Consider the following 21,282-nt stretch of genomic DNA (forward strand, 5'->3'; position numbering starts at 1 on the left):
CATCAGGTCGATCGGCAGCGTCTTGACGTCGATCTCGACCTTGCCGGTGGCCTGGGCCGCGTCGACGTGGAAGATCACGCCCTTCTCGCGGCAGATGTTGCCGAGCGCGACCACGTCCTGGATCACGCCGATCTCGTTGTTGACGAACATCACGCTCGCCAGGATGGTGTCGGGACGGATCGCGGCCTTGAATGCCTCGAGGTCGAGCAGGCCGTCTTCCTGGACATCCAGGTAGCTCACTTCGAAGCCCTGGCGCTCAAGTTCGCGCATGGTGTCGAGCACCGCCTTGTGCTCGGTCTTGACCGTGATGAGGTGCTTGCCCTTGCCCTTGTAGAAGTGCGCCGCGCCCTTGAGGGCGAGGTTGTTCGACTCGGTGGCGCCGGAGGTCCAGACGATCTCGCGCGCGTCAGCGCCGATCAGGTCGGCCACTTCGGCACGTGACTTCTCGACCGCATCCTCGGCCTCCCACCCCCAGGCGTGACTGCGCGACGCCGGGTTGCCGAAATGCTCGCGCAACCAGGGAATCATCGCGTCGACGACGCGCGGATCGACCGGCGTCGTGGCGCCGTAGTCGAGGTAGATGGGGAAATGAGGAGTGACGTCCATGGCTGGCTCAGGCTGGCGTGGGGTTGATCTTTGTTCGGAGTGATTCAAAGGGAGGCRCCCGAAGGCGCCGCCGGATCAGGATTTGGCGAAGGCGTTGCCCAGTGCGAAGACCGAGTTCGGCGCGTTGACGCGGATCGGCTTGACCACTGGCTGCGCCGAGATAGCKCGCTTGACGGCCGGCTTGTTCTCGATCTGCACGCCCTTGGCGATCTGGTCATCGACCAGCTTCTGCAGCGTGACGGAATCGAGGAACTCGACCATGCGCTGGTTCAGCGAGGCCCACAGCTCGTGGGTCATGCAGCGACCCGCTTCGCCGAGGCAGTTTTCCTTGCCGCCGCATTGGGTGGCGTCGATCGGCTCGTCGACCGAGACGATGATGTCGGCCACGGTGATGTCCGCCGCCTTGCGGCCGAGGGAATAGCCGCCGCCGGGGCCGCGCGTCGACTCGACCAGCTCGTGGCGGCGCAGCTTGCCGAACAGTTGCTCGAGATAGGACAGCGAAATCTGCTGCCGCTGGCTGATCGCGGCCAGCGTGACCGGACCGGTATTCTGGCGCAGCGCCAGGTCGATCATGGCCGTAACCGCAAAGCGGCCTTTGGTAGTGAGACGCATCGCAAGCTCCTTGAGTGCTTACCGTGGAAATGACACCGCGCCCGAGGGCCGCGGTGACCTCGTCTCCGCCCTGCACGACCCTCGTCCGGCTGGTGTGCCGATCGGTTGGAGTCGCCCTTCATCGCGAAGTTCTTTTGTTCTTGAGTATTTCGGTCAAGTATAGCAGAAGCCCCTCAGGCCTGCTCGGGTAAACCCGATTGCGCCGGCCGCCGCTCTGATCGGTTGAGGACAGAGCAAAAACCGCTGTGCAGTTTGTTGGTCTGTCCCGCAATCTCTAGTCAGTTGGTGACAGAGCAAAAACTCCTGCGCAGTTTGTTGGTCGGTCCCGCAATGTCTCAGAGAGCGATGTTGTCGTGGCCGGAGGCGCCGAAGGCCTGCTCGCGCAGTTCGGCCAGCTGGTCGCGGACGCGGGCCGCCTTCTCGAATTCGAGGTTCCGGGCGTGCTCGAGCATGAGCTTCTCGAGCCGCTTGATCTCGCGCGCCACGTCTTTTTCGGACATGTCCTCGACCTTGGCGCGCTCCAGCTCGCGCTTGGCCGCCTCCTTGCCCGATTTCTCGCTGTAGACGCCGTCGATCAGGTCGCGGACCTCCTTCAGGATGCTGCGCGGCGTGATGCCATGGGCCTCGTTGTGCGCGACCTGGCGCGCCCGGCGCCGCTCGGTCTCGTCGATCGCCTTCTTCATCGAGTCCGTCATGCGGTCGGCGTAGAGGATCGCCTTGCCGTTCAGGTTGCGCGCCGCCCGGCCGATGGTCTGGATCAGCGAGCGCTCGGCCCGCAGGAAGCCTTCCTTGTCGGCATCCAGGATGGCCACCAGCGAGACCTCCGGGATGTCCAGGCCTTCGCGCAGCAGGTTGATGCCGACCAGCACGTCGAATGCCCCAAGGCGCAGGTCGCGCAGGATCTCGACCCGCTCCACGGTGTCGATGTCGCTGTGCAGGTAGCGCACCTTGACCCCGTTGTCGCTCAGGTAGTCGGTGAGCTGCTCGGCCATCCGCTTGGTCAGGGTGGTGATCAGCACGCGCTCGTTCTTGTCCACGCGCAGGCGGATCTCGCCGAGCACGTCATCGACCTGGTGAGTGGCCGGGCGGACCTCGACCTCGGGGTCGATCAGGCCGGTGGGACGCACCAGTTGCTCCACGACATTGCCGGCGTTGTCCTTCTCGTATTGCGCCGGCGTGGCCGAGACGAAGATGCACTGGCGCATGCGCTTTTCGAACTCCTCGAACTTGAGCGGCCGGTTGTCGAGCGCCGACGGCAGCCGGAAGCCGTACTCGACCAGCGTGGTCTTGCGGGCCCGGTCGCCGCTGTACATGCCGTTGAGCTGGCCGATCATCTGGTGGCTCTCGTCGAGGAACATGAGCGCGTCCTTCGGCAGGTAGTCGGTCAGCGTGGCCGGCGGCTCCCCGGGCGCGGCGCCCGACAGGTGGCGGGTGTAGTTCTCGATGCCCTTGCAGTGGCCGATCTCGGCCAGCATCTCGAGGTCGAAGCGGGTGCGCTGCTCGATCCGCTGCGCTTCCACCAGCTTGCCTTCGCCGACGAAGAACTTCAGCCGCTCGTCGAGCTCGAGCTTGATGGTCTCGACCGCGCTCAGGACCTTGTCGCGCGGCGTCACGTAGTGGCTCGACGGATAGACCGTGAAGCGCGGGATCTTCTGCCGGATGCGGCCGGTCAGCGGGTCGAACAGCTGCAGCGACTCGATCTCGTCGTCGAACAGCTCGATGCGAATCGCGAGTTCGCTGTGCTCGGCCGGGAAGACGTCGATGGTGTCGCCGCGCACACGAAAGGTGCCGCGCGAGAAATCCTGCTCGTTGCGCGTGTACTGCATGCGGATCAGGCGGCCGATCACGTCGCGCTGCCCGATCTTGTCGCCCTGGCGCATGATGAAGCGCATCTGCGTGTAGTCCTCGGGCGTGCCGATGCCGTAGATGGCGCTCACGGTGGCGACGATCACCGTGTCGCGCCGCTCGAGCACGCTCTTGGTCGCCGACAGGCGCATCTGCTCGATGTGCTCGTTGATCGAGCTGTCCTTCTCGATGAACAGGTCGCGCTGCGGCACGTAGGCCTCGGGCTGGTAGTAGTCGTAGTAGCTGACGAAGTACTCCACCGCATTCTTCGGGAAGAACTCGCGGAATTCGCTGTAGAGCTGCGCCGCCAGGGTCTTGTTGGGCGCGAAGACGATCGCCGGTCGGCCCAGCCGCGCGATCACGTTGGCCATGGTGAAGGTCTTGCCGGAACCGGTGACGCCCAGCAGGGTCTGGAACACCTCGCCGTCTTGCACGCCTTCGACCAGGCCCTCGATGGCCTTCGGCTGGTCGCCGGCCGGCGGATAGGGCTGGAAGAGTTCGAACGGGGAACCCGGAAAGCTGACGAATTCGCCCTGCTTGTGCGGGCCCACCGGATCGGCGTGTTGCGGTTCGGGAATGACTTCTGACATTTCTGGCATGGCGTGGACTCCGGAAGCTGGTGGCGCGGCCGGTAAAATTCAAGCTAACCGGGCAGCGTAACGCAGGACCCGGCTTCACGTGAACCGATCATCCAAAGGACTTTCCATGTCAATGTTCACCGCCGTCGAAATGGCGCCTCGCGACCCGATCCTGGGCCTCAACGAGCAATTTGCGGCCGACGGCAATCCGAAAAAGGTCAACCTCGGCGTGGGCGTGTACTACGACGACAACGGCAAGCTGCCGCTGCTGAAGTGCGTGCAGGCCGCGGAAGAGGACATGATGAAGGCGCCCAGCGCCCGCGGCTACCTGCCGATCGACGGCATCGCCGCCTATGACAACGCGGTCAAGGGCCTGGTCTTCGGCGCCGACAGCGAACCGGTGAATTCCGGCCGCGTCGCCACCATCCAGGCCATCGGCGGCACCGGCGGCCTGAAGGTCGGCGCCGACTTCCTGAAGAAGCTGACGCCGCAGGCCAAGGTGCTGATCAGCGACCCGAGCTGGGAAAACCACCGTGCGCTGTTCACCAACGCCGGCTTCACGGTCGAAAGCTACCCCTACTACGACGCCACCAAGCGCGGCATCGACTTCGAAGGCATGCTGGCGGCGCTGAAGGCGGCGACCGCGGGCACCATCGTGGTACTGCATGCCTGCTGCCACAACCCGACCGGCTACGACATCACGCCGGCCCAGTGGGATCAGGTCATCGCCGCCGTCAAGGCCGGCGAGTTGACCCCCTTCCTCGACATGGCCTACCAGGGCTTCGGCCACGGCATCCAGGAAGACGGCGCCGTGATCGGCAAGTTCGTCGAAGCCGGACTGACCTTCTTCGTCTCGACCTCGTTCTCCAAGAGTTTCAGCCTCTACGGCGAGCGCGTGGGCGCCCTGTCGGTGCTCTGCGAGAGCAAGGAAGAAGCCGCGCGCGTGCTGTCACAGCTCAAGATCGCGATCCGCACCAACTACAGCAACCCGCCGATCCATGGCGGCGCGGTGGTGGCGGCGGTGCTCAATGACCCGGCACGGCGCGCCGTCTGGGAAGCGGAACTGGCCGAGATGCGGGTGCGCATCAAGGCCATGCGCCAGAAGCTGGTCGACGGCCTCAAGGCGGCCGGCGTGAAGCAGGACATGGGCTTCATCACCTCGCAGATCGGGATGTTCAGCTACTCGGGCCTGACGAAGGACCAGATGGTGCGCCTGCGCGACGAGTTCGGCGTCTACGGCACCGACACCGGCCGCATGTGCGTGGCCGCGCTCAACAGCAAGAACATCGACTACGTTTGCGAGAGCATCGCCAAGGTTCTCTGAGCCCGGCCCTGTCCGGCCGCTTCATCGAGGACGCGCTGCGCAACCCGCACAACCGCGCGATCCTCGACGGCCTCCCCGCGCTGGCGCTGCCGGATGCCTGGCTGGTGGCCGGCTGCCTGTTCCAGAGCGTCTGGAACGGGCAGTGCGGACGGCCACCAGAGGCGGGCATCCGCGACTACGACCTGTTCTACTTCGACGCCTCCGATCTGTCGGCGGAAGCCGAACGGCAGGTCGACGGGCGCGTGCAGCGGCATTTTTCCGGGCTGCCCGTCACCATCGAGACCAAGAACCAGGCCCGCGTTCACACCTGGTACGCGGACTATTTCGGCGGCAGCTATGCGGCATCGCAGTGCGCCCAGGACGGGATCGACCGCTTCCTGGTGGACTGCACCTGCGTCGGCCTGCAGCCGGGCGAAGGCGGCCCGACGCTCTATGCGCCCCACGGCCTGCAGGCGCTGTACGAGGGTGTCCTGCGGCCCAATCCGCGCTGCCACCAGCCGCGCCTGTACGCGGCCAAGGCGGCCGACTACCAGGCCCGCTGGCCCTGGCTCACGGTGCTCGATTCGTTCGCAATCCCTGGCTAGTCCGACAAACGGGAAGATGTCACGCGGAAAGAACTGAAGTGGGGCGCGCCCCCTACTTCGGCCGCGGCGCTGCTGATATATTGCATCGCAACAACTTTCAGTTCAGGCCCTCCGATGCTTTACCAACTCTACGAAGCGCAGCGCTCCCTCATGGAACCGTTCGCGGACTTCGCGCAGGCAGCCTCCAAACTCTACGGCCAGGGCGCGGCCTTCGGGCAGACGCCGATGGCACAGCGCATGGCCGCCGGCTACGACCTGCTGTATCGACTCGGCAAGGACTACGAGAAGCCGGAATTCGGCATCAAGACGGTCAAGGTCGACGGCCACGACGTGGTGATCCACGAAAGCGTCGAAATCGAGAAGCCCTTCTGCCAGCTGCGCCGATTCAAGCGCTTCACCGACGAGCCCGACACCCTGCAGACGCTCAAGAGCCAGCCGGTGGTGCTGATCGTGGCGCCCCTTTCGGGCCACTACGCGACCTTGCTGCGCGACACGGTGCGCACCATGCTCCAGGGCCACAAGGTCTACATCACCGACTGGATCAACGCGCGCCTGGTGCCGCTCTCGGAAGGCGAATTCCACCTCGACGACTACGTCAACTACGTCGAGGGCTTCATCCGCTACCTGCAGGCCGAGTACGGCAACTGCCATGTGATCAGCGTCTGCCAGCCGACGGTCCCGGTGCTGGCCGCGGTGTCCCTGATGGCCAGCCGCGGCGAGAAGACGCCGCTGTCGATGACCATGATGGGCGGTCCGATCGACGCCCGCAAGTCGCCCACGGCGGTCAACAACCTGGCGATGAACAAGAGCTTCGAGTGGTTCGAGAACAACGTGATCTACCGGGTGCCGGACGGCTTCCCGGGCGCCGGACGGCGCGTCTATCCGGGCTTCCTGCAGCACACCGGCTTCGTGGCCATGAACCCCGACCGCCATGCCAGCAGCCACTACGACTATTTCAAGGACCTGATCAAGGGCGATGACGCCAGCACCGAGGCCCACCGCAAGTTCTACGACGAGTACAACGCGGTGCTCGACATGGACGCCGACTACTACCTCGAAACGATCCGCACGGTGTTCCAGAAGTTCGACCTGGTGAACGGCACCTGGGAAGTGACCAACGCGGCCGGCGAGCGCGAGCCGGTGCGACCGCAGGACATCCATTCGACCGGCCTGCTGACGGTCGAAGGCGAACTGGACGACATCTCCGGCTCGGGCCAGACCCGTGCCGCGCACGAACTGTGCACCGGCGTCGCCGCCAAGGAACAACGGCATCTCGAGGTCAAGGGTGCCGGACACTACGGCATCTTCAGCGGACGCCGATGGCGCGAGCATGTCTACCCGGAGGTACGCGCCTTCATCGCGGCGTACGACAAGCCGCAGAAGCGCGCGAGCCGCGCGATCCTGGCCGCCGAAGACCCGATCAAGGCCAGCCCGGCAAGGAAGACGGCGGCCGCGAGCAAGACAACGCCGGCGCGCCGGTCGGCCCCGGCCCGGCGCAAGGCCGGCTGAGGCCGTGACGCCGACGGCCGCCCACCTGCTGGACGCGCTGCCGCAGACGCAGTGCACCCGCTGCGGCTACCCCGATTGCGCCGGCTACGCCGAAGCCATCGACGCCGGCGAGGCCGACGTCAACCAATGCCCGCCCGGGGGTGCCGAGGGCGTCGCGCGACTGGCGCGGATCACGGGCAAGGCGGCGCGGCCGATCGATCCGCAGTTCGGCGTCGAGGGGCCGCGCGCCCTGGCGGTGATCGACGAAGCCTGGTGCATCGGCTGCACGCTGTGCCTCGATGCCTGCCCCACCGATGCCATCGTCGGCATCCACAAGCGCATGCACACCGTGATCGATGCGCATTGCACCGGCTGCGAACTGTGCATTCCGGCCTGCCCGGTCGACTGCATCTCGCTCGAGACCGTCACGCCGGRCCGCAGCGGCTGGCAGGCCTGGTCCCCGGCGCAGGCCGAGCACGCACGCGCACGCTACGCCGCACATGCCGCACGACATGCCCGCAGCGGGCCCGTGGATGCGCCGCAGAGCGAGGTGCCGCCGGACGCGCCCGAGGCTGCCGACCGCAAGCGCGCGATCGTCGAAGCTGCGCTGGCGCGCGCCCGAGCCGCCGCCGCCAAGGCCAYGCCCAAGCCATGAGCCTCGACACCCTGCTGCTCTACGTCCTGGCCTCGACGGCATTGGCCATCACGCCCGGCCCGACGATGCTGCTGGCACTCTCCAACGGCATCTCCGGCGGCATGCGCGCGGCGGCCTGGGGCATTGCCGGTGCGTCGCTGGGCAGCAGCATCGTGATTGCCACGGTGGCGCTCGGACTGGGCTCCCTGCTGGCAGCGTCCGAGTGGCTTTTCAATGCGATCCGCGTCGCCGGCGTCCTCTACCTGGTCTGGCTCGGCATCAAGCTCTGGCGCACTCCGCCGGCGGACGTTGGCGCCGTGCTGGCCGCCTCGCCGAGCCGGCCGCTGCGCGGACGGCTGGCGCTTCTGCGAAGCCTGGCCGTGGCCTTGTCGAACCCGAAGTCACTGTTGTTCTTCGCCGCCTTCCTGCCCCAGTTCGTCGTCATCGCCCAGCCCCAAGGGCCGCAGTACGTGGTGCTGGGCGCGATCTTCGTCGGCATCGACACCCTGGTGATGCTGGCCTACGCGACCGCCGGCACACAGGCCGTGCGCTGGCTCTCGCAGCGCAGCCTGCGCGCGCTCAACCGTGGTTGCGCGGCGGGGATGTGGCTGCTGGCGGCGACGCTGGCCATCTGGCGCCGTCCAGGGTAGTTGTTGCTTGCCCCCAGGTTGCCCCGCACTTCGTGTCGGGGCGCCCACCCCCTACACCAGCGGCCCGGCGAAGCCGGTTCCGCGGTGTTTCACGAAGGGGCCACGCTGTGCGGGGGCCGGAGCGTCAGCCTCCGGCCATCGCCGAGAAGGCGGTCACCACTTCCGGCGGCGCCTGCACCAGTTCGATCAAGACGCCTTCGCCCGCGATCGGGAATTCGTCGTTGCTCTTCGGATGCAGGAAGCAGATGTCGAAGCCGGCCGCGCCCTGGCGGATGCCGCCCGGCGCGAAGCGAACGCCTTGCGCGGTCAACCACTCGACCGCCGTGGGCAGATCGTCGACCCACAGGCCCACGTGGTTCAGCGGCGTGGCGTGGACCGCGGGCTTCTTCTCGGGGTCCAGCGGCTGCATCAGGTCGACCTCGACCTTGAAGGGACCGCTGCCGATCACGCAGATGTCCTCGTCGACGTTCTCGCGCTCGCTCTTGAACGTGCCCGTGACCTCGAGGCCCAGCATCTCGACCCACAGCTTCTGCAGGCGGGTCTTGTCCGGACCACCGATCGCGATCTGCTGGATGCCCAGCACCTTGAATGGACGCGTCATGCGCATGCTCCCTGTTTTTCGGAGGTCGAACGCCCCTTGAGGCCCAGCTTGGCCAGCAGCTGCACATCGGCCTCGACGTCGGGGTTGCCCGTGACCAGCAGCTTGTCGCCGTAGAAGATCGAATTGGCGCCTGCCAGGAAGCACAGCGCCTGAACCGCCTCGCCGAGCTGCTGCCGGCCCGCCGACAGGCGCACGCGCGCCTTCGGCATCGTGATGCGCGCGACCGCGATCATGCGCACGAAATCCAGCGGATCGATCGGCTCCGAATCGGCCAGCGGCGTGCCGGGCACGCGCACCAGGCTGTTGATCGGCACCGACTCGGGGTACGGATCCAGGTTGGCGAGCTGGGCGATCAGCCCCGCGCGATGCACCGGCGCCTCGCCCATGCCGACGATGCCGCCGCAGCAGACGCTGATGCCGGCGGCACGCACATGGGCCAGCGTGTCGAGCCGGTCCTGGTAGCTGCGCGTGTCGACGATGTCGGTGTAGTACTCGGGGGCGGTGTCGAGATTGTGGTTGTAGTAGTCGAGACCGGCGGCCTTGAGTTGCAGCGCGTGCTGCGGCTCGAGCATGCCGAGGGTCGCGCAGGTCTGCAGGCCCAGGCCCTTGACGGCCTCGACCAGCACCGCGACCTTCTCGACGTCGCGGTCCTTGGGTGCGCGCCAGGCGGCGCCCATGCAGAAGCGCGTGGCGCCGGCCGCCTTGGCGGCCCGCGCGGCGCGCAGCACCTCGTCGACTTCCATCAGCTTCTGCGCCTTGACGCCGGTGTCGAATTCGGCCGACTGCGGGCAATAGCCGCAATTCTCGGGGCAGCCGCCGGTCTTGACCGACAGCAGCGTGGCGAGCTCGATATCGCCGCCGGGGAAATTCTCGCGGTGCACCGTCTGCGCCTGGAACAGCAGGTCGTTGAAAGGCTTGTCGAGCAGCGCTTGCACCGCCGCCACCGACCAGGGGCCGCGCGGCGTGGCGGATGCTGCCGGCGAACGATGCAGCGTGACGGTCCGGGACTCGGCCGCCTTCAGGTCGTCGGCCCTCATCTATGCGAACTCCATGATGACCTGGTCGACTGCGAGCGATTCGCCCTTGGCCGCCGCGATGTGGCCGACCACGCCGTCCTGCGCCGCGAACAGCACGTTCTCCATCTTCATCGCCTCGATGACCRCGAGCTTCTCGCCCGCCTGGACCTGCTGGCCGGGCTGCACCGAGACCTCGACCAGCAGCCCCGGCATCGGCGACATCAGGAACTTGCTCAGGTCCGGCGGCGCCTTGTAGGGCATCAGCGACAGCAGCCGCGCGCCGAGCGGCGACAGCACCGTCGCCTCGATCTGCGTGCCGTTGTGCGCCACCCGCAGCGACAGCGGATTCTTGCCGGCGCCGCGTTCGACCTGGGCGACGAAGGCCCGGTTGTTGACCATGCCTTCGACCCGGATGCTGCCGAGCGACGCCCTGCTGTCGATCTTGTAACTGCGCTCGCCCACCGCCACCGCGCTCGAACCGGTCTGGCCGTGGAAGTCCGTCACCGACACCGGCTTGTGCACGTGCCGGCCCTTCTCGTCCATCACGACCACCACGAACTGTTCACCGACCTTCACGCCATGGCCGTTGAGCTGGCCGCTGATGCCCGAGGCCCGCGCGCGGTAGCGCCGATGCATGTAGGCCGCCAGCGCGACCAGGAAATCGGGGTCGTCGTGCGGCACGTCCTCGGCATGGAAGCCGCGGCCGTAGTGCTCGGCGATGAAGCCGGTGTTGAAGTCGCCGCTGACGAACTTCGGGTGCGCGAGCAGCGCCGCCTGGAACGGGATGTTGCTGTTGATGCCGCGGATCACGAAGCCGTTGAGCGCTTCGCGCATCAGCGCGATGGCGTGCGCGCGGTCGCGCCCGTGGACGATCAGCTTGGCGATCATCGAGTCGTAGAACATCGGGATCTCGCCGCCGTCGTAGACGCCGGTGTCGACCCGCACGCCGTACAGGTGCCGGGTGTCGGCCGAGAACATGGTCTCCTTGGGCGGCAGGAAACGCACCAGCCGGCCGGTCGAGGGCAGGAAGTTGCGGAACGGATCCTCGGCATTGATGCGGCATTCGATGGCCCAGCCTTCGCGCTTCACGTCCTTCTGCGCCAGCGGCAGCTTCTCGCCGGCGGCGACGCGGATCATCAGCTCGACCAGGTCGAGCCCGGTGATCGCCTCGGTCACCGGGTGCTCGACCTGCAGCCGGGTGTTCATCTCGAGGAAATAGAAGCTCTGGTCCTTGCCGACCACGAATTCGACCGTGCCCGCGCTCTGGTAGTTCACGGCCTTGGCCAGCGCCACGGCCTGCTCGCCCATGGCGCGGCGCGTGGCGTCGCTGATGAAGGGCGACGGCGCCTCCTCGATGACTTTCTGATGGCGCCGCTGGATCGAGCACTCGCGCTCGTTCAGGTAGATCACGTTGCCATGCGCATCGCCGAGCACCTGGATTTCGATGTGGCGCGGCTCCTCGACGAACTTCTCGATGAAGACGCGGTCGTCGCCGAAGCTGTTGCGCGCCTCGTTGCGGCAGGAGGTGAAGCCTTCGAACGCGTCCTTGTCGTTGTAGGCCACGCGCAGGCCCTTGCCGCCGCCGCCGGCCGAGGCCTTGATCATCACCGGGTAGCCGATGTCCTTGGCAATCTCCACCGCGCGCTCGGCGGTCTCGATCGCGTCGTTCCAGCCGGGAATGGTGTTGACCTTGGCTTCGTTGGCGAGCTTCTTCGAGGCGATCTTGTCGCCCATCGCGGCGATCGAATAATGCTTCGGCCCGACGAAGGCGATGCCCTCCTCCTCGACCTTGCGGGCGAAGGCCTCGTTCTCGGACAGGAAGCCGTAGCCCGGATGCACGGCCTCGGCACCGGTCTTCTTGCAGGCCGCGATGATGCGGTCGGCCTGCAGGTAGCTGTCGCGGCTGGCCGAGCCGCCGATGTGCACCGCCTCGTCGGCCAGCTCGACGTGGCGCGCGTCCTTGTCGGCGTCGGAGTAGACGGCCACCGTGAGGATGCCCATCTTCTTCGCGGTCTTGATGACGCGGCAGGCGATTTCCCCGCGATTCGCAATCAGGATCTTCTTGAACATGTTGGGGTCTCCCGATCTCAAAGGGGAATGTTGCCGTGCTTGCGCCACGGGTTCTCGAGCTTCTTCTCGCGCAGCATCGCCAGGCTGCGGCAGATGCGCTTGCGGGTCTCGCTCGGCAGGATCACGTCGTCGATATAGCCGCGTGTGCCCGCCACGTAGGGATTCGCGAAGCGCGCCTTGTACTCGGCCTCGCGTGCGGCGAGCTTCTCGGGGTTGTTCTTGTCCTCGCGGAAGATGATTTCCACCGCCCCCTTCGCGCCCATCACGGCGATCTCTGCGCGCGGCCAGGCGAGGTTGACGTCGCCGCGCAAGTGCTTCGAGGCCATCACGTCGTAGGCGCCGCCGTAGGCCTTGCGCGTGATGACCGTGATCTTCGGCACCGTGCATTCAGCGTACGCATACAGCAGCTTGGCGCCGTGCTTGATGATGCCGCCGTACTCCTGGCTGGTGCCGGGCATGAAGCCGGGCACGTCGACGAAGGTCACGACCGGGATGTTGAAGGCATCGCAGAAGCGCACGAAGCGTGCCGCCTTGATCGACGACTTGATGTCCAGGCAGCCGGCAAGCACCAGTGGCTGGTTGGCGACGATGCCCACGCTCTGGCCTTCCATGCGGCCGAAGCCGATCACGATGTTCTTCGCATAGTCGGGCTGCAGTTCGAAGAAGTCGCCGTCGTCGACCACCTTCGTGATCAGCTCCTTCATGTCGTAGGGCTTGTTCGGGTTGTCGGGCACCAGCGTGTCCAGCGACAGGTCGGCACGGTCGGCCGGGTCGCCGCTCGGGCGCACCGGCGGCTTCTCGCGGTTGTTGAGCGGCAGGTAGTTGTAGAGCCGGCGCAGCATCATCAGCGCCTCGACGTCGTTCTCGAAGGCCATGTCGGCCACGCCGCTCTTGGTGGTGTGGGTCGAGGCGCCGCCGAGCTCCTCGGCCGTCACGTCCTCGTGCGTCACGGTCTTCACCACCTCGGGGCCGGTGACGAACATGTAGCTGCTGTCCTTCACCATGAAGATGAAGTCGGTCATGGCCGGCGAATACACCGCGCCGCCGGCGCAGGGGCCCATGATCATGCTGATCTGCGGCACCACGCCCGAGGCCATCACGTTGCGCTGGAACACGTCGGCATAGCCGCCGAGCGAGGCCACGCCTTCCTGGATGCGCGCGCCACCGGAATCGTTGAGGCCGATGACCGGGGCGCCGACCTTCATGGCCTGGTCCATCACCTTGCAGATCTTCTCGGCATGGGCCTCGCTGAGAGCGCCGCCGAAGACCGTGAAGTCCTGACTGAAGATGAAGACCAGGCGGCCGTTGATCATGCCGTAGCCGGTGACCACGCCATCGCCCGGGATCTTCTGGTCGGCCATGCCGAAGTCGCTCGAGCGGTGCTCGACGAACATGTCCCATTCTTCGAAGGTGTTGTCGTCGAGCAGCAGCTCGATGCGCTCGCGTGCGGTCAGCTTGCCCTTGGCATGCTGGGCGTCGATGCGCTTCTGGCCGCCGCCGAGACGCGCCTGGGCGCGGCGTTTTTCGAGTTGTTCGAGGATTTCTTTCATGACGTTCCGTCGTAGGAGTAGATCTTTTTGAAAGGGACTGCCGCAGGCTACGCCTGTCCGGCCTGCGCGGCGAGCAGCTGGCGCGCAGCGGTCGATGCGGGCAAGGTGCCGGCCGCCACCTCGGCCACGGTGCGGGGCAGCAGCGCCCGCACCTGCGGATGCTGGCGGAAGGCCTGCTTGAGGCCGGCGTCGATGCGTTCCCACATCCAGGCCAGCGMCTGCTTTTCGCGCCGGCTGGAGAAGCGGCCGTTGGCCGTCTGCAGCGCCTTGAACTGCAGCACGGCGGCCCAGAAGGCGTCGACCCCGGTGCCCAGCAGCGCGCTGATCTGGATCACCTTGGGCTGCCAGAAACGAACTTCGGCTTCGGGCGTGCCCGGGGTGGCATGGGCGGCGTGCATGGCCTGCGCGTGCGCCGGATTGCCGTGGTGGCCGAACAGGCGCAAGGCCGAGGTGATCTGGGCCTGCGCGCGGGTGGCGGCATCCGGCTCGATGTCGGCCTTGTTGATCACCACCAGGTCGGCCAGCTCCATCACGCCCTTCTTGATCGCCTGCAGGTCGTCGCCTGCGTTGGGCAACTGCAGCAGCACGAACATGTCGGTCATGCCCGAAACCGCGGTCTCGCTCTGGCCGACGCCGACGGTCTCGACGATCACGATGTCGTAGCCGGCCGCTTCGCAGACCAGCATCGCCTCGCGGGTCTTCTCGGCCACGCCGCCGAGGGTGCCGCTCGAGGGGCTGGGCCGGATGTAGGCGCGCTCATGCACCGACAAATGCTCCATCCGCGTCTTGTCGCCGAGGATGGAGCCGCCCGAGACGGTGGACGACGGATCGATGGTGAGCACCGCGACGCGATGGCCCCGGGCGATCAGGAAGAGCCCCAGGGTCTCGATGAAGGTCGACTTGCCGACCCCGGGCACGCCCGAGATGCCGAGGCGGAAGGACTTGCCGGTGTGCGGCAGCAGGGCCGTGAGCAACGCATCGGCCTGGGCGCGATGGTCGGCGCGGGTCGATTCGAGCAGCGTGATCGTCTTGGCGATCGCGCGGCGCTGCGAGGGACCGTCGCTGGCCAGCAGCGCGTCCACCGTGGCCGGTGACTTGGCGGGCGGCATCTTCAGGCCACAACCGCCGCACGAATCTGCTCGAGCACGTCCTTGGCGCTCGCCGGGATCGGCGTGCCCGGTCCGTAGATGCCCTTGACGCCGGCCTCGTAGAGAAAGTCGTAGTCCTGCCGTGGAATCACGCCGCCGACGAAGACGATGATGTCGTCGGCGCCCTGCTTCTTGAGCTCCGCGATGATCGCCGGCACGAGGGTCTTGTGGCCGGCAGCCAGCGTGCTGACGCCCACGGCATGGACGTCGTTCTCGATCGCCTGGCGCGCGCATTCCTCCGGCGTCTGGAACAGCGGGCCCATGTCGACGTCGAAACCGAGGTCGGCAAAAGCGGTGGCGACCACCTTGGCGCCGCGGTCGTGGCCGTCCTGCCCCAGCTTGGAGATCATCACGCGCGGGCGCCGGCCCTGTTCCTCGGCGAAGGCCGCGATCTCGTGCTGCAACGTCTCCCAGCCTTCGGCCGAGTCGTAGGCGGCGGCATAGACGCCCGTGACCTTCTGCGTGTCGGCGCGGTGCCGGCCATAGATCTTCTCGAGCGCATCGCTGATCTCGCCGACCGTGGCGCGCAGGCGCACCGCCTGGATGCTGAGATCGAGCAGGTTGCCCTGGCCGCTTTCCGCCGCGGCGGTGAGTGCGTCGAGCGCGGCCTGCACGGCGGCGCTGTCGCGCTTCTCGCGGATGGCCTTCAGCTTGGCGATCTGGCCCTCGCGCACCTTGACATTGTCGATCTGCAGGATGTCGTGGGTATCCTCTTCCTTGAGCTTGTACTTGTTGACGCCCACGATCACATCCCTGCCCGAGTCGATGCGCGCCTGCTTGTCGGCGGCCGCGGCTTCGATCTTGAGCTTGGCCCAGCCGCTGTCGACGGCGCGGGTCATGCCGCCCATCGCCTCGACCTCCTCGATGATGGCCCAGGCGGCATCGGCCATGTCCTGCGTCAGCTTCTCCATCATGTAGCTGCCKGCCCAGGGGTCGATCACGCTCGTGATGTGGGTCTCTTCCTGGATGATCAGCTGCGTGTTGCGCGCGATGCGGGCGCTGAACTCGGTCGGCAGCGCGATGGCCTCGTCGAGCGCGTTGGTGTGCAGGCTCTGAGTGCCGCCGAACACCGCGGCCATCGCTTCGATGGTGGTGCGCACCACGTTGTTGTACGGGTCCTGCTCGGTCAGCGACCAGCCCGAGGTCTGGCAGTGCGTGCGCAGCATCAGGCTCTTGGGGTTTTTGGGATCGAACTCCTTCATGATCCGGCACCACAGCAGGCGCGCCGCGCGCATCTTCGCGACCTCGAGGTAGAAGTTCATGCCGATGGCCCAGAAGAAGCTGAGCCGGCCCGCGAAGCCGTCGACGTCGAGCCCCTTGGCCAGCGCGGTCTTCACGTATTCCTTGCCGTCGGCCAGGGTAAAGGCCAGTTCGAGCGCCTGGTTGGCGCCGGCTTCCTGCATGTGGTAGCCGCTGATCGAGATCGAGTTGAACTTCGGCATGTTCTTGGCCGTGTACTCGATGATGTCACCGATGATCCGCATGCTCGGCGCCGGTGGAAAGATGTAGGTATTGCGGACCATGAACTCCTTGAGGATGTCGTTCTGGATGGTTCCGCTCAGCTGGTCCTGCGCCACGCCCTGCTCTTCGGCCGCGACCACGTAGCCCGCGAGCACCGGCAGTACCGCACCGTTCATGGTCATCGAGACGCTGACCTTGTCGAGCGGGATCTGGTCGAACAGGATCTTCATGTCCTCGACCGAGTCGATCGCCACGCCGGCCTTGCCGACGTCGCCGGTGACGCGCGGATGGTCGCTGTCGTAGCCGCGGTGGGTGGCGAGATCGAAGGCCACCGACACGCCCTGCCCGCCGGCCGCCAGGGCCTTGCGATAGAAGGCGTTGGATTCCTCGGCGGTCGAGAAGCCGGCGTACTGGCGGATGGTCCACGGGCGCACGGCGTACATGGTGGCCTGCGGGCCGCGCAGGTAGGGCTCGAAGCCGGGCAGCGTGTCGGTGTACTTGAGCCCCTGCAGGTCGGCCGCGGTGTAGAGCGGCTTGACCGTGATGCCGTCCGGCGTGACCCAGTTCAACGCTTGGAGCTTGCCACCCGGGGCGGACTTGGCGGCAGCCCGGGTCCAGGCTTCGAGGGTCGCAGGCGTGAAGGTGTATTCGGTTTTGCTCATGGGCGCCGCTTTGGAGGTCATGCGAGGTTCGGGGAGGAGTGTCGGCGCAGTCGCCGGACAACTCAACCGAGTTTAACCCATCTGTAATTATTAATTCAAAGAACCAACTTGCGGTACATTTCAGCCATGTCCGCTGTCACCCTCACCCCGCGCGCCCTCTACGAAGAGGTGGCGGAACTGCTGCGCCAGCGCATCTTCAACCGCGAACTCGAGCCCGGCAGCTGGATCGACGAACTCAAGCTGGCCGAGGAATACGGCATCAGCCGCACGCCGCTGCGCGAGGCGCTGAAGGTGCTGGCCGCCGAGGGACTGGTGACGATGAAGGTGCGGCGCGGCGCCTACGTGACCGAGGTGTCGGAGAAGGACCTGGCGGACGTGTACCACCTGCTGAGCCTGCTCGAGAGCGATGCAGCGGGCGTGGTGGCACGGCAGGCCACCGACGCCGAACTGGCCGAACTCGAGCGGCTGCACGCGGAGCTCGAGGCCGCTGCCAAGCCCGGGCACGTGGACCGCGGGCATTTCTTCGCCATCAACGAGCGCTTCCACATGCGCTTGCTGACGATCGCGAACAACCGCTGGCGCGACCAGATGGTGGCCGACCTGCGCAAGGTGATGAAGCTCAACCGGCACAACTCGCTGCTGAAGGCCGGGCGCATCGGCGAATCGCTGAAGGAGCACCGGGCGCTCATGGAGGCGATCAAGGCGCGTGACGCCGCGGTCGCGATGCAGCGGATGCAGCAGCACTTCCGCAACGGGCTGGAAGCGGCGAACTGAGTGTGAAGCGTCAAGAGCTTATTTCTTGACGAGTTGAGTCCGGACAAGGTCAACCCCTGCGAAGCCGCATCCTTATGCGCTCGTGCTCCGCAGGGTGTTGCGGCCGGACACCACCATTGCTGCCAGCACCAGGAGCAGCAGGACCAGCGTGTCCGCACCGGTGCCTGGCCAGAGGCGCGACAGGCCGCCGACCAACCCCAGCACCGCGGCGCCATATAAGCGCGAGGCGAAGTTGAGGATGGAAACGACCGTCGTCCGGAGTTCATTGGGAACTGCGCAGTGGAACTTGCTGGTCACGTTCACCAGCAGCGCGATACGCGCCAGCTCCACTTGGATCAGCGCCAGCACGGCCAGGGACGTGGAGCCGAAATGAAGGAACAGCAAGCCCCCCACCCACAGCGTGCAGATCCAGACGGGCCCGAGTCTCCCCGCCAGCGCCCGCGCGAAGTCTGACCTGGCCGTGGCGAAACCGAAGGCCATGGCCAGCAACTGCTGGAAGATGAACACCGCCCCGAACGACAGGAGCTGCGCGCCTTCCTCTACCAGCCGGTTCTGGATGAAGATCGGCACCGTGGCGACAATGGTGACGCCCGAAGCAATCAGTACCACCTGGGCGCCGTGCGCTTCCAGCTGGAGCAGTCCTAGCGCGCCCCTATAGTGGCGGGCACCGAGCGCGGAGGGCGGGCGCGGCCCAGCCTTGGCCAGCAAGGAGGCCAGCGCGAAACTGGACCAAGCAAACACCGCGTTGGCCACGATGAGGACGCGAAAGCCGTACTCGTGCGCCACTGCAGAGCCCGCCAGCCCCGAGATGAGCACAACAGAGAAGATGACGCCCTGGCTGAAACTCTGTACCTTCTCCACTGCTTGCAGCCTGGAGCCTTGCGCGGGAAGGTTGGAGAAGACCAGCGTGGACTCCACCGCCGAGTAGAGGGCGTTGGCGACGCCGATGATCGCGTAGGCTAGGAAGATGCCGAATTTGGAGGGAAAGCACAAGAGGATGCCGCCGATGCCCTTCAACACGCAAGCCGCCAACAGAGTGCCRCGTTCGCCAAACCGACCTGCCACCACGCCCGCAGGAATGTCCGACAGGCAAAGAGCGGTGAAGAACACKCCTTGCAGCCAGTAGATTTCGGAGGCCGTCAGCCCATTGGACAGGAAGAATGGAACGGCGACCGGCTGCAGAAGCAGGAATTGCCACGCGCCGCGCAGGGCGATCAGCTTGCGTAGCTCCAGGGACATGCCATGCGTCATACAGCGCCGGCGATAGCGCGGGCGCGCCGCGGCATCAGGGAGAGCACGACTTCGGAGAAACCGTGGGTTCTTTCTCCGTACCCTTGCATGAACACGCCGTAGTCGCAGGGACGACGCGGCTTGATGCGCCACGTCGCATCCAGTTCATAGGCCTTGCCGTCCGCAAGCATGGTCAACTCGTCGCTCATGCGGGTTAACAGCGGATGTGGGCAGGGTCGTTCGAAGCCCGTGGCCATGATCAACACGTCCGAGGGAACCCGCAGGACCTCGCCGGTGTGGGTGTTCCTGATGGATGCCAGGACAGTGGCCCCGTTTTCCGCGGCGTCCACCAGTTCTGAAAAGTTGCTCAAGGTGAGGCGCGGCGCTTCCGCCACACATCCGGATTATCGAGACGGAAGCGGCGGGACCGAGCTTGACCGCGAAGTGCTCGCGACCGTCCCGCAAGCCGGCGAAGCTGATGATTTCGGAAGTGACCGTCTCGCCGGTTACCAAAATCAGCGGGACGCAAACACTGGACCGCAAACTCACTCTGGGCGCAGCCAGATGAGTGAAGATAGAACTCTTCACTTTTTACTCCCTGAACAATCATTATTTGCTGAGATCGTAATTTAGAAAGCGCTTGTACAAGGCAAAATTAAACTAGATATTTGCCCTAATAAATTGTCACGTAAATAACGAAACATGAATACACTCCGTCTATTCCCGTGGCGAATACGAAGGAATTCTTATGCGCCAGACCGAACTGCAATTGACCGAGAAGGATCGGTCGGTCATCAAGGAGATTCGAAACAAGGGAATCCATCATTCGCGTGAAGTGAACCGAGCGCATGCGCTGTCGTGTCTGGATCGCGGGATTCCCGAGGCGCAGATCATGGAGGTTCTGGGATTCGGACGCACTGCGCTGTGGCGCACCCGTTCGGCATACCTGCAAGGAGGCGTCGATCTCGCCGTGTTCGAYGTTGCACGTTCGGGTCGACCTCGACAGTACGACACCGATGCCGAGGCGCGCGTGACGGCGCTGGCGTGTTCGGCTCCGCCCGAGGGTCACCAGCGCTGGACGATCGTCGAACTCGAACGGGCCGCACGCCAGGAATTGGGCCTTGGCAATGTCAGTCGAGAAACCGTCCGGCGCATGCTCAAAAAAACGATCTCAAGCCCTGGCGTCGGCTGATGTGGTGCATCGGCACGCTCACCGAAGAGTACCGCAGCCGCATGTACGACCTGCTCAAGCCGTACGCCACACCTTGCGCGGCGACGAGCCCGTGATTTGCATCGACGAGAAGAGCCTGCAACTCATTGCCCATAGCCGAGAGCCCTCGCCTATGGCGCCGGGCTTACGGACCAAGCTGGATGACGAATACGCGCGCAAGGGCACGACCAATTTGTTCGTGGCGGTAGAGCGCAAGGCGGGACAGCGCGTCGTCTCGGTCACCGATCACCGGGGCAAGACGGACTTCGTCGGCTGCGTCCAGGCACTTCTCACCGACACGTATGCGACGGCGCGCCGCGTTCATCTCGTGCTGGACAACCTGAACATCCACTTCAGGAAGCGCTTCGGTTGGCTCAACATGGCAGAGATCGAGATCGGCATCCTCACGCGCCAATGCCTGAAGTGATATTACGTTTCGAAACTTATTTGCCAATGTAATAGTTTTACTGTGTTAGATATCTGATGCTCGCTTGTGCCGAAGACTACGGGGCATCGGGGCAGGTTGCGAGCCAGCAGTTCGCCGATACGCAATCGCAAGCTCGTGATGGAGGATGGGACGTGGCGCTGCGCCCTCTGGGCTTCGCCGAAGTTTGCAATGCGCGGGTAGTGAATCGCCCCGGGGCGATTCATGCTGCCCAATAGATCGGAACCACGAAGACGCCACCTTGCGGGAAATGACTCAATATCTCGTTGAGCCCGGGCACTACTTCGTACTTCGGGCTCGCCTCCCAACACAGCGCAATCCGCTTCGTGGCGGGCGTTTGTGGAAACTCGCCAACCTGCCTCAGGCCGTCCTCCCCCTTCTCCCATGGCGCTTCGAAGGCGACCAGGGGATAGGGAAGCCGAAGCAGATCAAGGTGGGCTTGGCGCAGTTCGTCGGGGTCTATCAAGTCGCAACAGTTCGGGAGCAAGAATTTAACGCTCTCGCGCAGCATGTCAGTCAAGCGGCGCAACGTTTGGGCTGACTGAGGCCATGCACCCCGAATCCGCTCGTCAATTCGACGCAGATCATCGATCGCGTGCGCGCTGTAGTTGAGTACTTGAATCTGCTCGCTTTTCACCGCGCGACCTTTGCTTCCTGATTTCTTGGTCGTCAAGCGTACCGCACCCAACACGAAGCCTCATCGGCCGAGGGACTGCGCTCTCGCGCTGCTCGCCGAAGATTCCATCGACTTTTCAGACCATTCTGATTGACACATCACAGACAAAAAAAGACCC

General features: G+C 65.5%; 21 protein-coding genes. 9 read left to right on the forward strand and 12 right to left on the reverse strand.

Annotated elements, in window-relative coordinates; translation table 11 throughout:
* The 3 genes from AC1D2E_RS28915 to uvrB all read right to left on the reverse strand — a co-directional run.
* The coding region (locus AC1D2E_RS28915) for an aminotransferase class V-fold PLP-dependent enzyme (RefSeq protein ID WP_478200586.1) at positions 1-606 on the reverse strand (606 nt) is incomplete at its 3' end.
* A gap of 75 nt (positions 607-681) precedes the next feature.
* The gene (iscR, locus tag AC1D2E_RS28920; RefSeq protein WP_158720462.1) at positions 682-1,218 is read right to left on the reverse strand and encodes a Fe-S cluster assembly transcriptional regulator IscR; all 537 of its coding nucleotides are present in this window, start codon (positions 1,216-1,218) and stop codon (positions 682-684) included.
* Positions 1,219-1,553: 335 nt separating this feature from the next.
* Positions 1,554-3,662: an excinuclease ABC subunit UvrB gene (gene uvrB / locus AC1D2E_RS28925; RefSeq protein WP_478200587.1), complete on the reverse strand. Its 2,109-nt coding sequence runs from the start codon at positions 3,660-3,662 to the stop codon at positions 1,554-1,556.
* Positions 3,663-3,768: 106 nt separating this feature from the next.
* Here uvrB and AC1D2E_RS28930 point away from each other — a divergent pair, with 106 nt between their 5' ends.
* The 5 genes from AC1D2E_RS28930 to AC1D2E_RS28950 all read left to right on the forward strand — a co-directional run bounded on the left by AC1D2E_RS28930 (position 3,769) and on the right by AC1D2E_RS28950 (position 8,321).
* Positions 3,769-4,965, forward strand: coding sequence for an amino acid aminotransferase (locus AC1D2E_RS28930; RefSeq protein WP_478200588.1), 1,197 nt, complete (start codon positions 3,769-3,771; stop codon positions 4,963-4,965).
* Positions 4,938-5,549 carry a nucleotidyltransferase family protein gene (locus AC1D2E_RS28935; protein WP_478200589.1) on the forward strand — a complete coding sequence of 204 codons (612 nt, stop codon included), beginning with the start codon at positions 4,938-4,940 and terminating at the stop codon, positions 5,547-5,549. The genes AC1D2E_RS28930 and AC1D2E_RS28935 overlap by 28 nt, the downstream gene beginning before the upstream one ends.
* Before the next feature lie 114 nt (positions 5,550-5,663).
* Positions 5,664-7,058, forward strand: a complete 1,395-nt coding sequence (locus tag AC1D2E_RS28940) for a polyhydroxyalkanoate depolymerase (RefSeq protein WP_478200590.1) — start codon at positions 5,664-5,666, stop codon at positions 7,056-7,058.
* Positions 7,059-7,062: 4 nt separating this feature from the next.
* Complete coding sequence (locus AC1D2E_RS28945) at positions 7,063-7,692, forward strand: RnfABCDGE type electron transport complex subunit B (protein ID WP_478200591.1); 630 nt, start codon at positions 7,063-7,065, stop codon at positions 7,690-7,692.
* Positions 7,689-8,321, forward strand: coding sequence for a LysE family translocator (locus tag AC1D2E_RS28950; protein ID WP_478200592.1), 633 nt, complete (start codon positions 7,689-7,691; stop codon positions 8,319-8,321). The genes AC1D2E_RS28945 and AC1D2E_RS28950 overlap by 4 nt, the downstream gene beginning before the upstream one ends.
* Before the next feature lie 124 nt (positions 8,322-8,445).
* Here the strand turns inward: AC1D2E_RS28950 and AC1D2E_RS28955 are convergent, their stop codons facing one another.
* Genes AC1D2E_RS28955 through scpA form a run of 6 tightly spaced genes read right to left on the reverse strand, consistent with a single transcriptional unit; the run spans position 8,446 to position 16,829 of the window.
* The gene (locus AC1D2E_RS28955; protein ID WP_478200593.1) at positions 8,446-8,922 is read right to left on the reverse strand and encodes a VOC family protein; all 477 of its coding nucleotides are present in this window, start codon (positions 8,920-8,922) and stop codon (positions 8,446-8,448) included.
* Entirely contained in the window at positions 8,919-9,959 is a 1,041-nt protein-coding gene (gene bioB, locus AC1D2E_RS28960; protein WP_478200594.1) for a biotin synthase BioB, read from the reverse strand. Before bioB ends, AC1D2E_RS28955 begins: the two co-directional genes overlap by 4 nt.
* Complete coding sequence (locus AC1D2E_RS28965; RefSeq protein ID WP_478200595.1) at positions 9,960-12,008, reverse strand: acetyl-CoA carboxylase biotin carboxylase subunit; 2,049 nt, start codon at positions 12,006-12,008, stop codon at positions 9,960-9,962.
* A 17-nt stretch (positions 12,009-12,025) separates the two neighbouring features.
* The gene (locus AC1D2E_RS28970; protein WP_478200596.1) at positions 12,026-13,558 is read right to left on the reverse strand and encodes an acyl-CoA carboxylase subunit beta; all 1,533 of its coding nucleotides are present in this window, start codon (positions 13,556-13,558) and stop codon (positions 12,026-12,028) included.
* Between the two features lie 47 nt (positions 13,559-13,605).
* A complete protein-coding gene (gene meaB, locus AC1D2E_RS28975; RefSeq protein ID WP_478200597.1) occupies positions 13,606-14,667 on the reverse strand; it encodes a methylmalonyl Co-A mutase-associated GTPase MeaB in 1,062 nt (353 codons plus the stop codon).
* Positions 14,668-14,669: 2 nt separating this feature from the next.
* Complete coding sequence (scpA, locus tag AC1D2E_RS28980; RefSeq protein WP_478200598.1) at positions 14,670-16,829, reverse strand: methylmalonyl-CoA mutase; 2,160 nt, start codon at positions 16,827-16,829, stop codon at positions 14,670-14,672.
* A 126-nt stretch (positions 16,830-16,955) separates the two neighbouring features.
* On the opposite strand from scpA, the gene AC1D2E_RS28985 reads away from it, so the two are divergent.
* Positions 16,956-17,603: a GntR family transcriptional regulator gene (locus tag AC1D2E_RS28985; RefSeq protein WP_478200599.1), complete on the forward strand. Its 648-nt coding sequence runs from the start codon at positions 16,956-16,958 to the stop codon at positions 17,601-17,603.
* Between the two features lie 72 nt (positions 17,604-17,675).
* Here the strand turns inward: AC1D2E_RS28985 and AC1D2E_RS28990 are convergent, their stop codons facing one another.
* Together AC1D2E_RS28990 and AC1D2E_RS28995 are read right to left on the reverse strand one after the other, a co-directional pair.
* The gene (locus AC1D2E_RS28990; protein ID WP_478200600.1) at positions 17,676-18,842 is read right to left on the reverse strand and encodes an MFS transporter; all 1,167 of its coding nucleotides are present in this window, start codon (positions 18,840-18,842) and stop codon (positions 17,676-17,678) included.
* An 8-nt stretch (positions 18,843-18,850) separates the two neighbouring features.
* Positions 18,851-19,042, reverse strand: a complete 192-nt coding sequence (locus AC1D2E_RS28995; RefSeq protein ID WP_478200601.1) for a hypothetical protein — start codon at positions 19,040-19,042, stop codon at positions 18,851-18,853.
* A gap of 46 nt (positions 19,043-19,088) precedes the next feature.
* On the opposite strand from AC1D2E_RS28995, the gene AC1D2E_RS29000 reads away from it, so the two are divergent.
* The 3 genes from AC1D2E_RS29000 (at position 19,089) to AC1D2E_RS29010 (ending at position 20,470) form a co-directional block, all read left to right on the forward strand.
* The gene (locus tag AC1D2E_RS29000; protein ID WP_478200602.1) at positions 19,089-19,466 is read left to right on the forward strand and encodes a hypothetical protein; all 378 of its coding nucleotides are present in this window, start codon (positions 19,089-19,091) and stop codon (positions 19,464-19,466) included.
* Positions 19,467-19,581: 115 nt separating this feature from the next.
* Positions 19,582-20,025 carry a helix-turn-helix domain-containing protein gene (locus AC1D2E_RS29005; RefSeq protein WP_478200603.1) on the forward strand — a complete coding sequence of 148 codons (444 nt, stop codon included), beginning with the start codon at positions 19,582-19,584 and terminating at the stop codon, positions 20,023-20,025.
* Between the two features lie 73 nt (positions 20,026-20,098).
* Positions 20,099-20,470, forward strand: a complete 372-nt coding sequence (locus AC1D2E_RS29010; protein WP_478200604.1) for a transposase — start codon at positions 20,099-20,101, stop codon at positions 20,468-20,470.
* A gap of 220 nt (positions 20,471-20,690) precedes the next feature.
* Here the strand turns inward: AC1D2E_RS29010 and AC1D2E_RS29015 are convergent, their stop codons facing one another.
* Positions 20,691-21,161, reverse strand: coding sequence for a hypothetical protein (locus tag AC1D2E_RS29015; protein ID WP_478200605.1), 471 nt, complete (start codon positions 21,159-21,161; stop codon positions 20,691-20,693).
* Between the last annotated feature and the right edge of the window lie 121 nt (positions 21,162-21,282).

This window comes from Variovorax sp. P1_H2 (assembly GCF_056405295.1).

What these genes read in the sequence shown, in the direction of transcription:
- uvrB (WP_478200587.1), bottom strand. Translation starts at nt 3,662, where the DNA reads ATGCCAGAAATGTCAGAAGTCATTCCCGAACCGCAACACGCCGATCCG.
- AC1D2E_RS28930 (WP_478200588.1), top strand. Translation starts at nt 3,769, where the DNA reads ATGTCAATGTTCACCGCCGTCGAAATGGCGCCTCGCGACCCGATCCTG.
- AC1D2E_RS28940 (WP_478200590.1), top strand. Translation starts at nt 5,664, where the DNA reads ATGCTTTACCAACTCTACGAAGCGCAGCGCTCCCTCATGGAACCGTTC.
- AC1D2E_RS28950 (WP_478200592.1), top strand. Translation starts at nt 7,689, where the DNA reads ATGAGCCTCGACACCCTGCTGCTCTACGTCCTGGCCTCGACGGCATTG.
- AC1D2E_RS28955 (WP_478200593.1), bottom strand. Translation starts at nt 8,922, where the DNA reads ATGACGCGTCCATTCAAGGTGCTGGGCATCCAGCAGATCGCGATCGGT.
- bioB (WP_478200594.1), bottom strand. Translation starts at nt 9,959, where the DNA reads ATGAGGGCCGACGACCTGAAGGCGGCCGAGTCCCGGACCGTCACGCTG.
- AC1D2E_RS28970 (WP_478200596.1), bottom strand. Translation starts at nt 13,558, where the DNA reads ATGAAAGAAATCCTCGAACAACTCGAAAAACGCCGCGCCCAGGCGCGT.
- AC1D2E_RS28985 (WP_478200599.1), top strand. Translation starts at nt 16,956, where the DNA reads ATGTCCGCTGTCACCCTCACCCCGCGCGCCCTCTACGAAGAGGTGGCG.
- AC1D2E_RS28995 (WP_478200601.1), bottom strand. Translation starts at nt 19,042, where the DNA reads ATGAGCGACGAGTTGACCATGCTTGCGGACGGCAAGGCCTATGAACTG.
- AC1D2E_RS29000 (WP_478200602.1), top strand. Translation starts at nt 19,089, where the DNA reads ATGATCAACACGTCCGAGGGAACCCGCAGGACCTCGCCGGTGTGGGTG.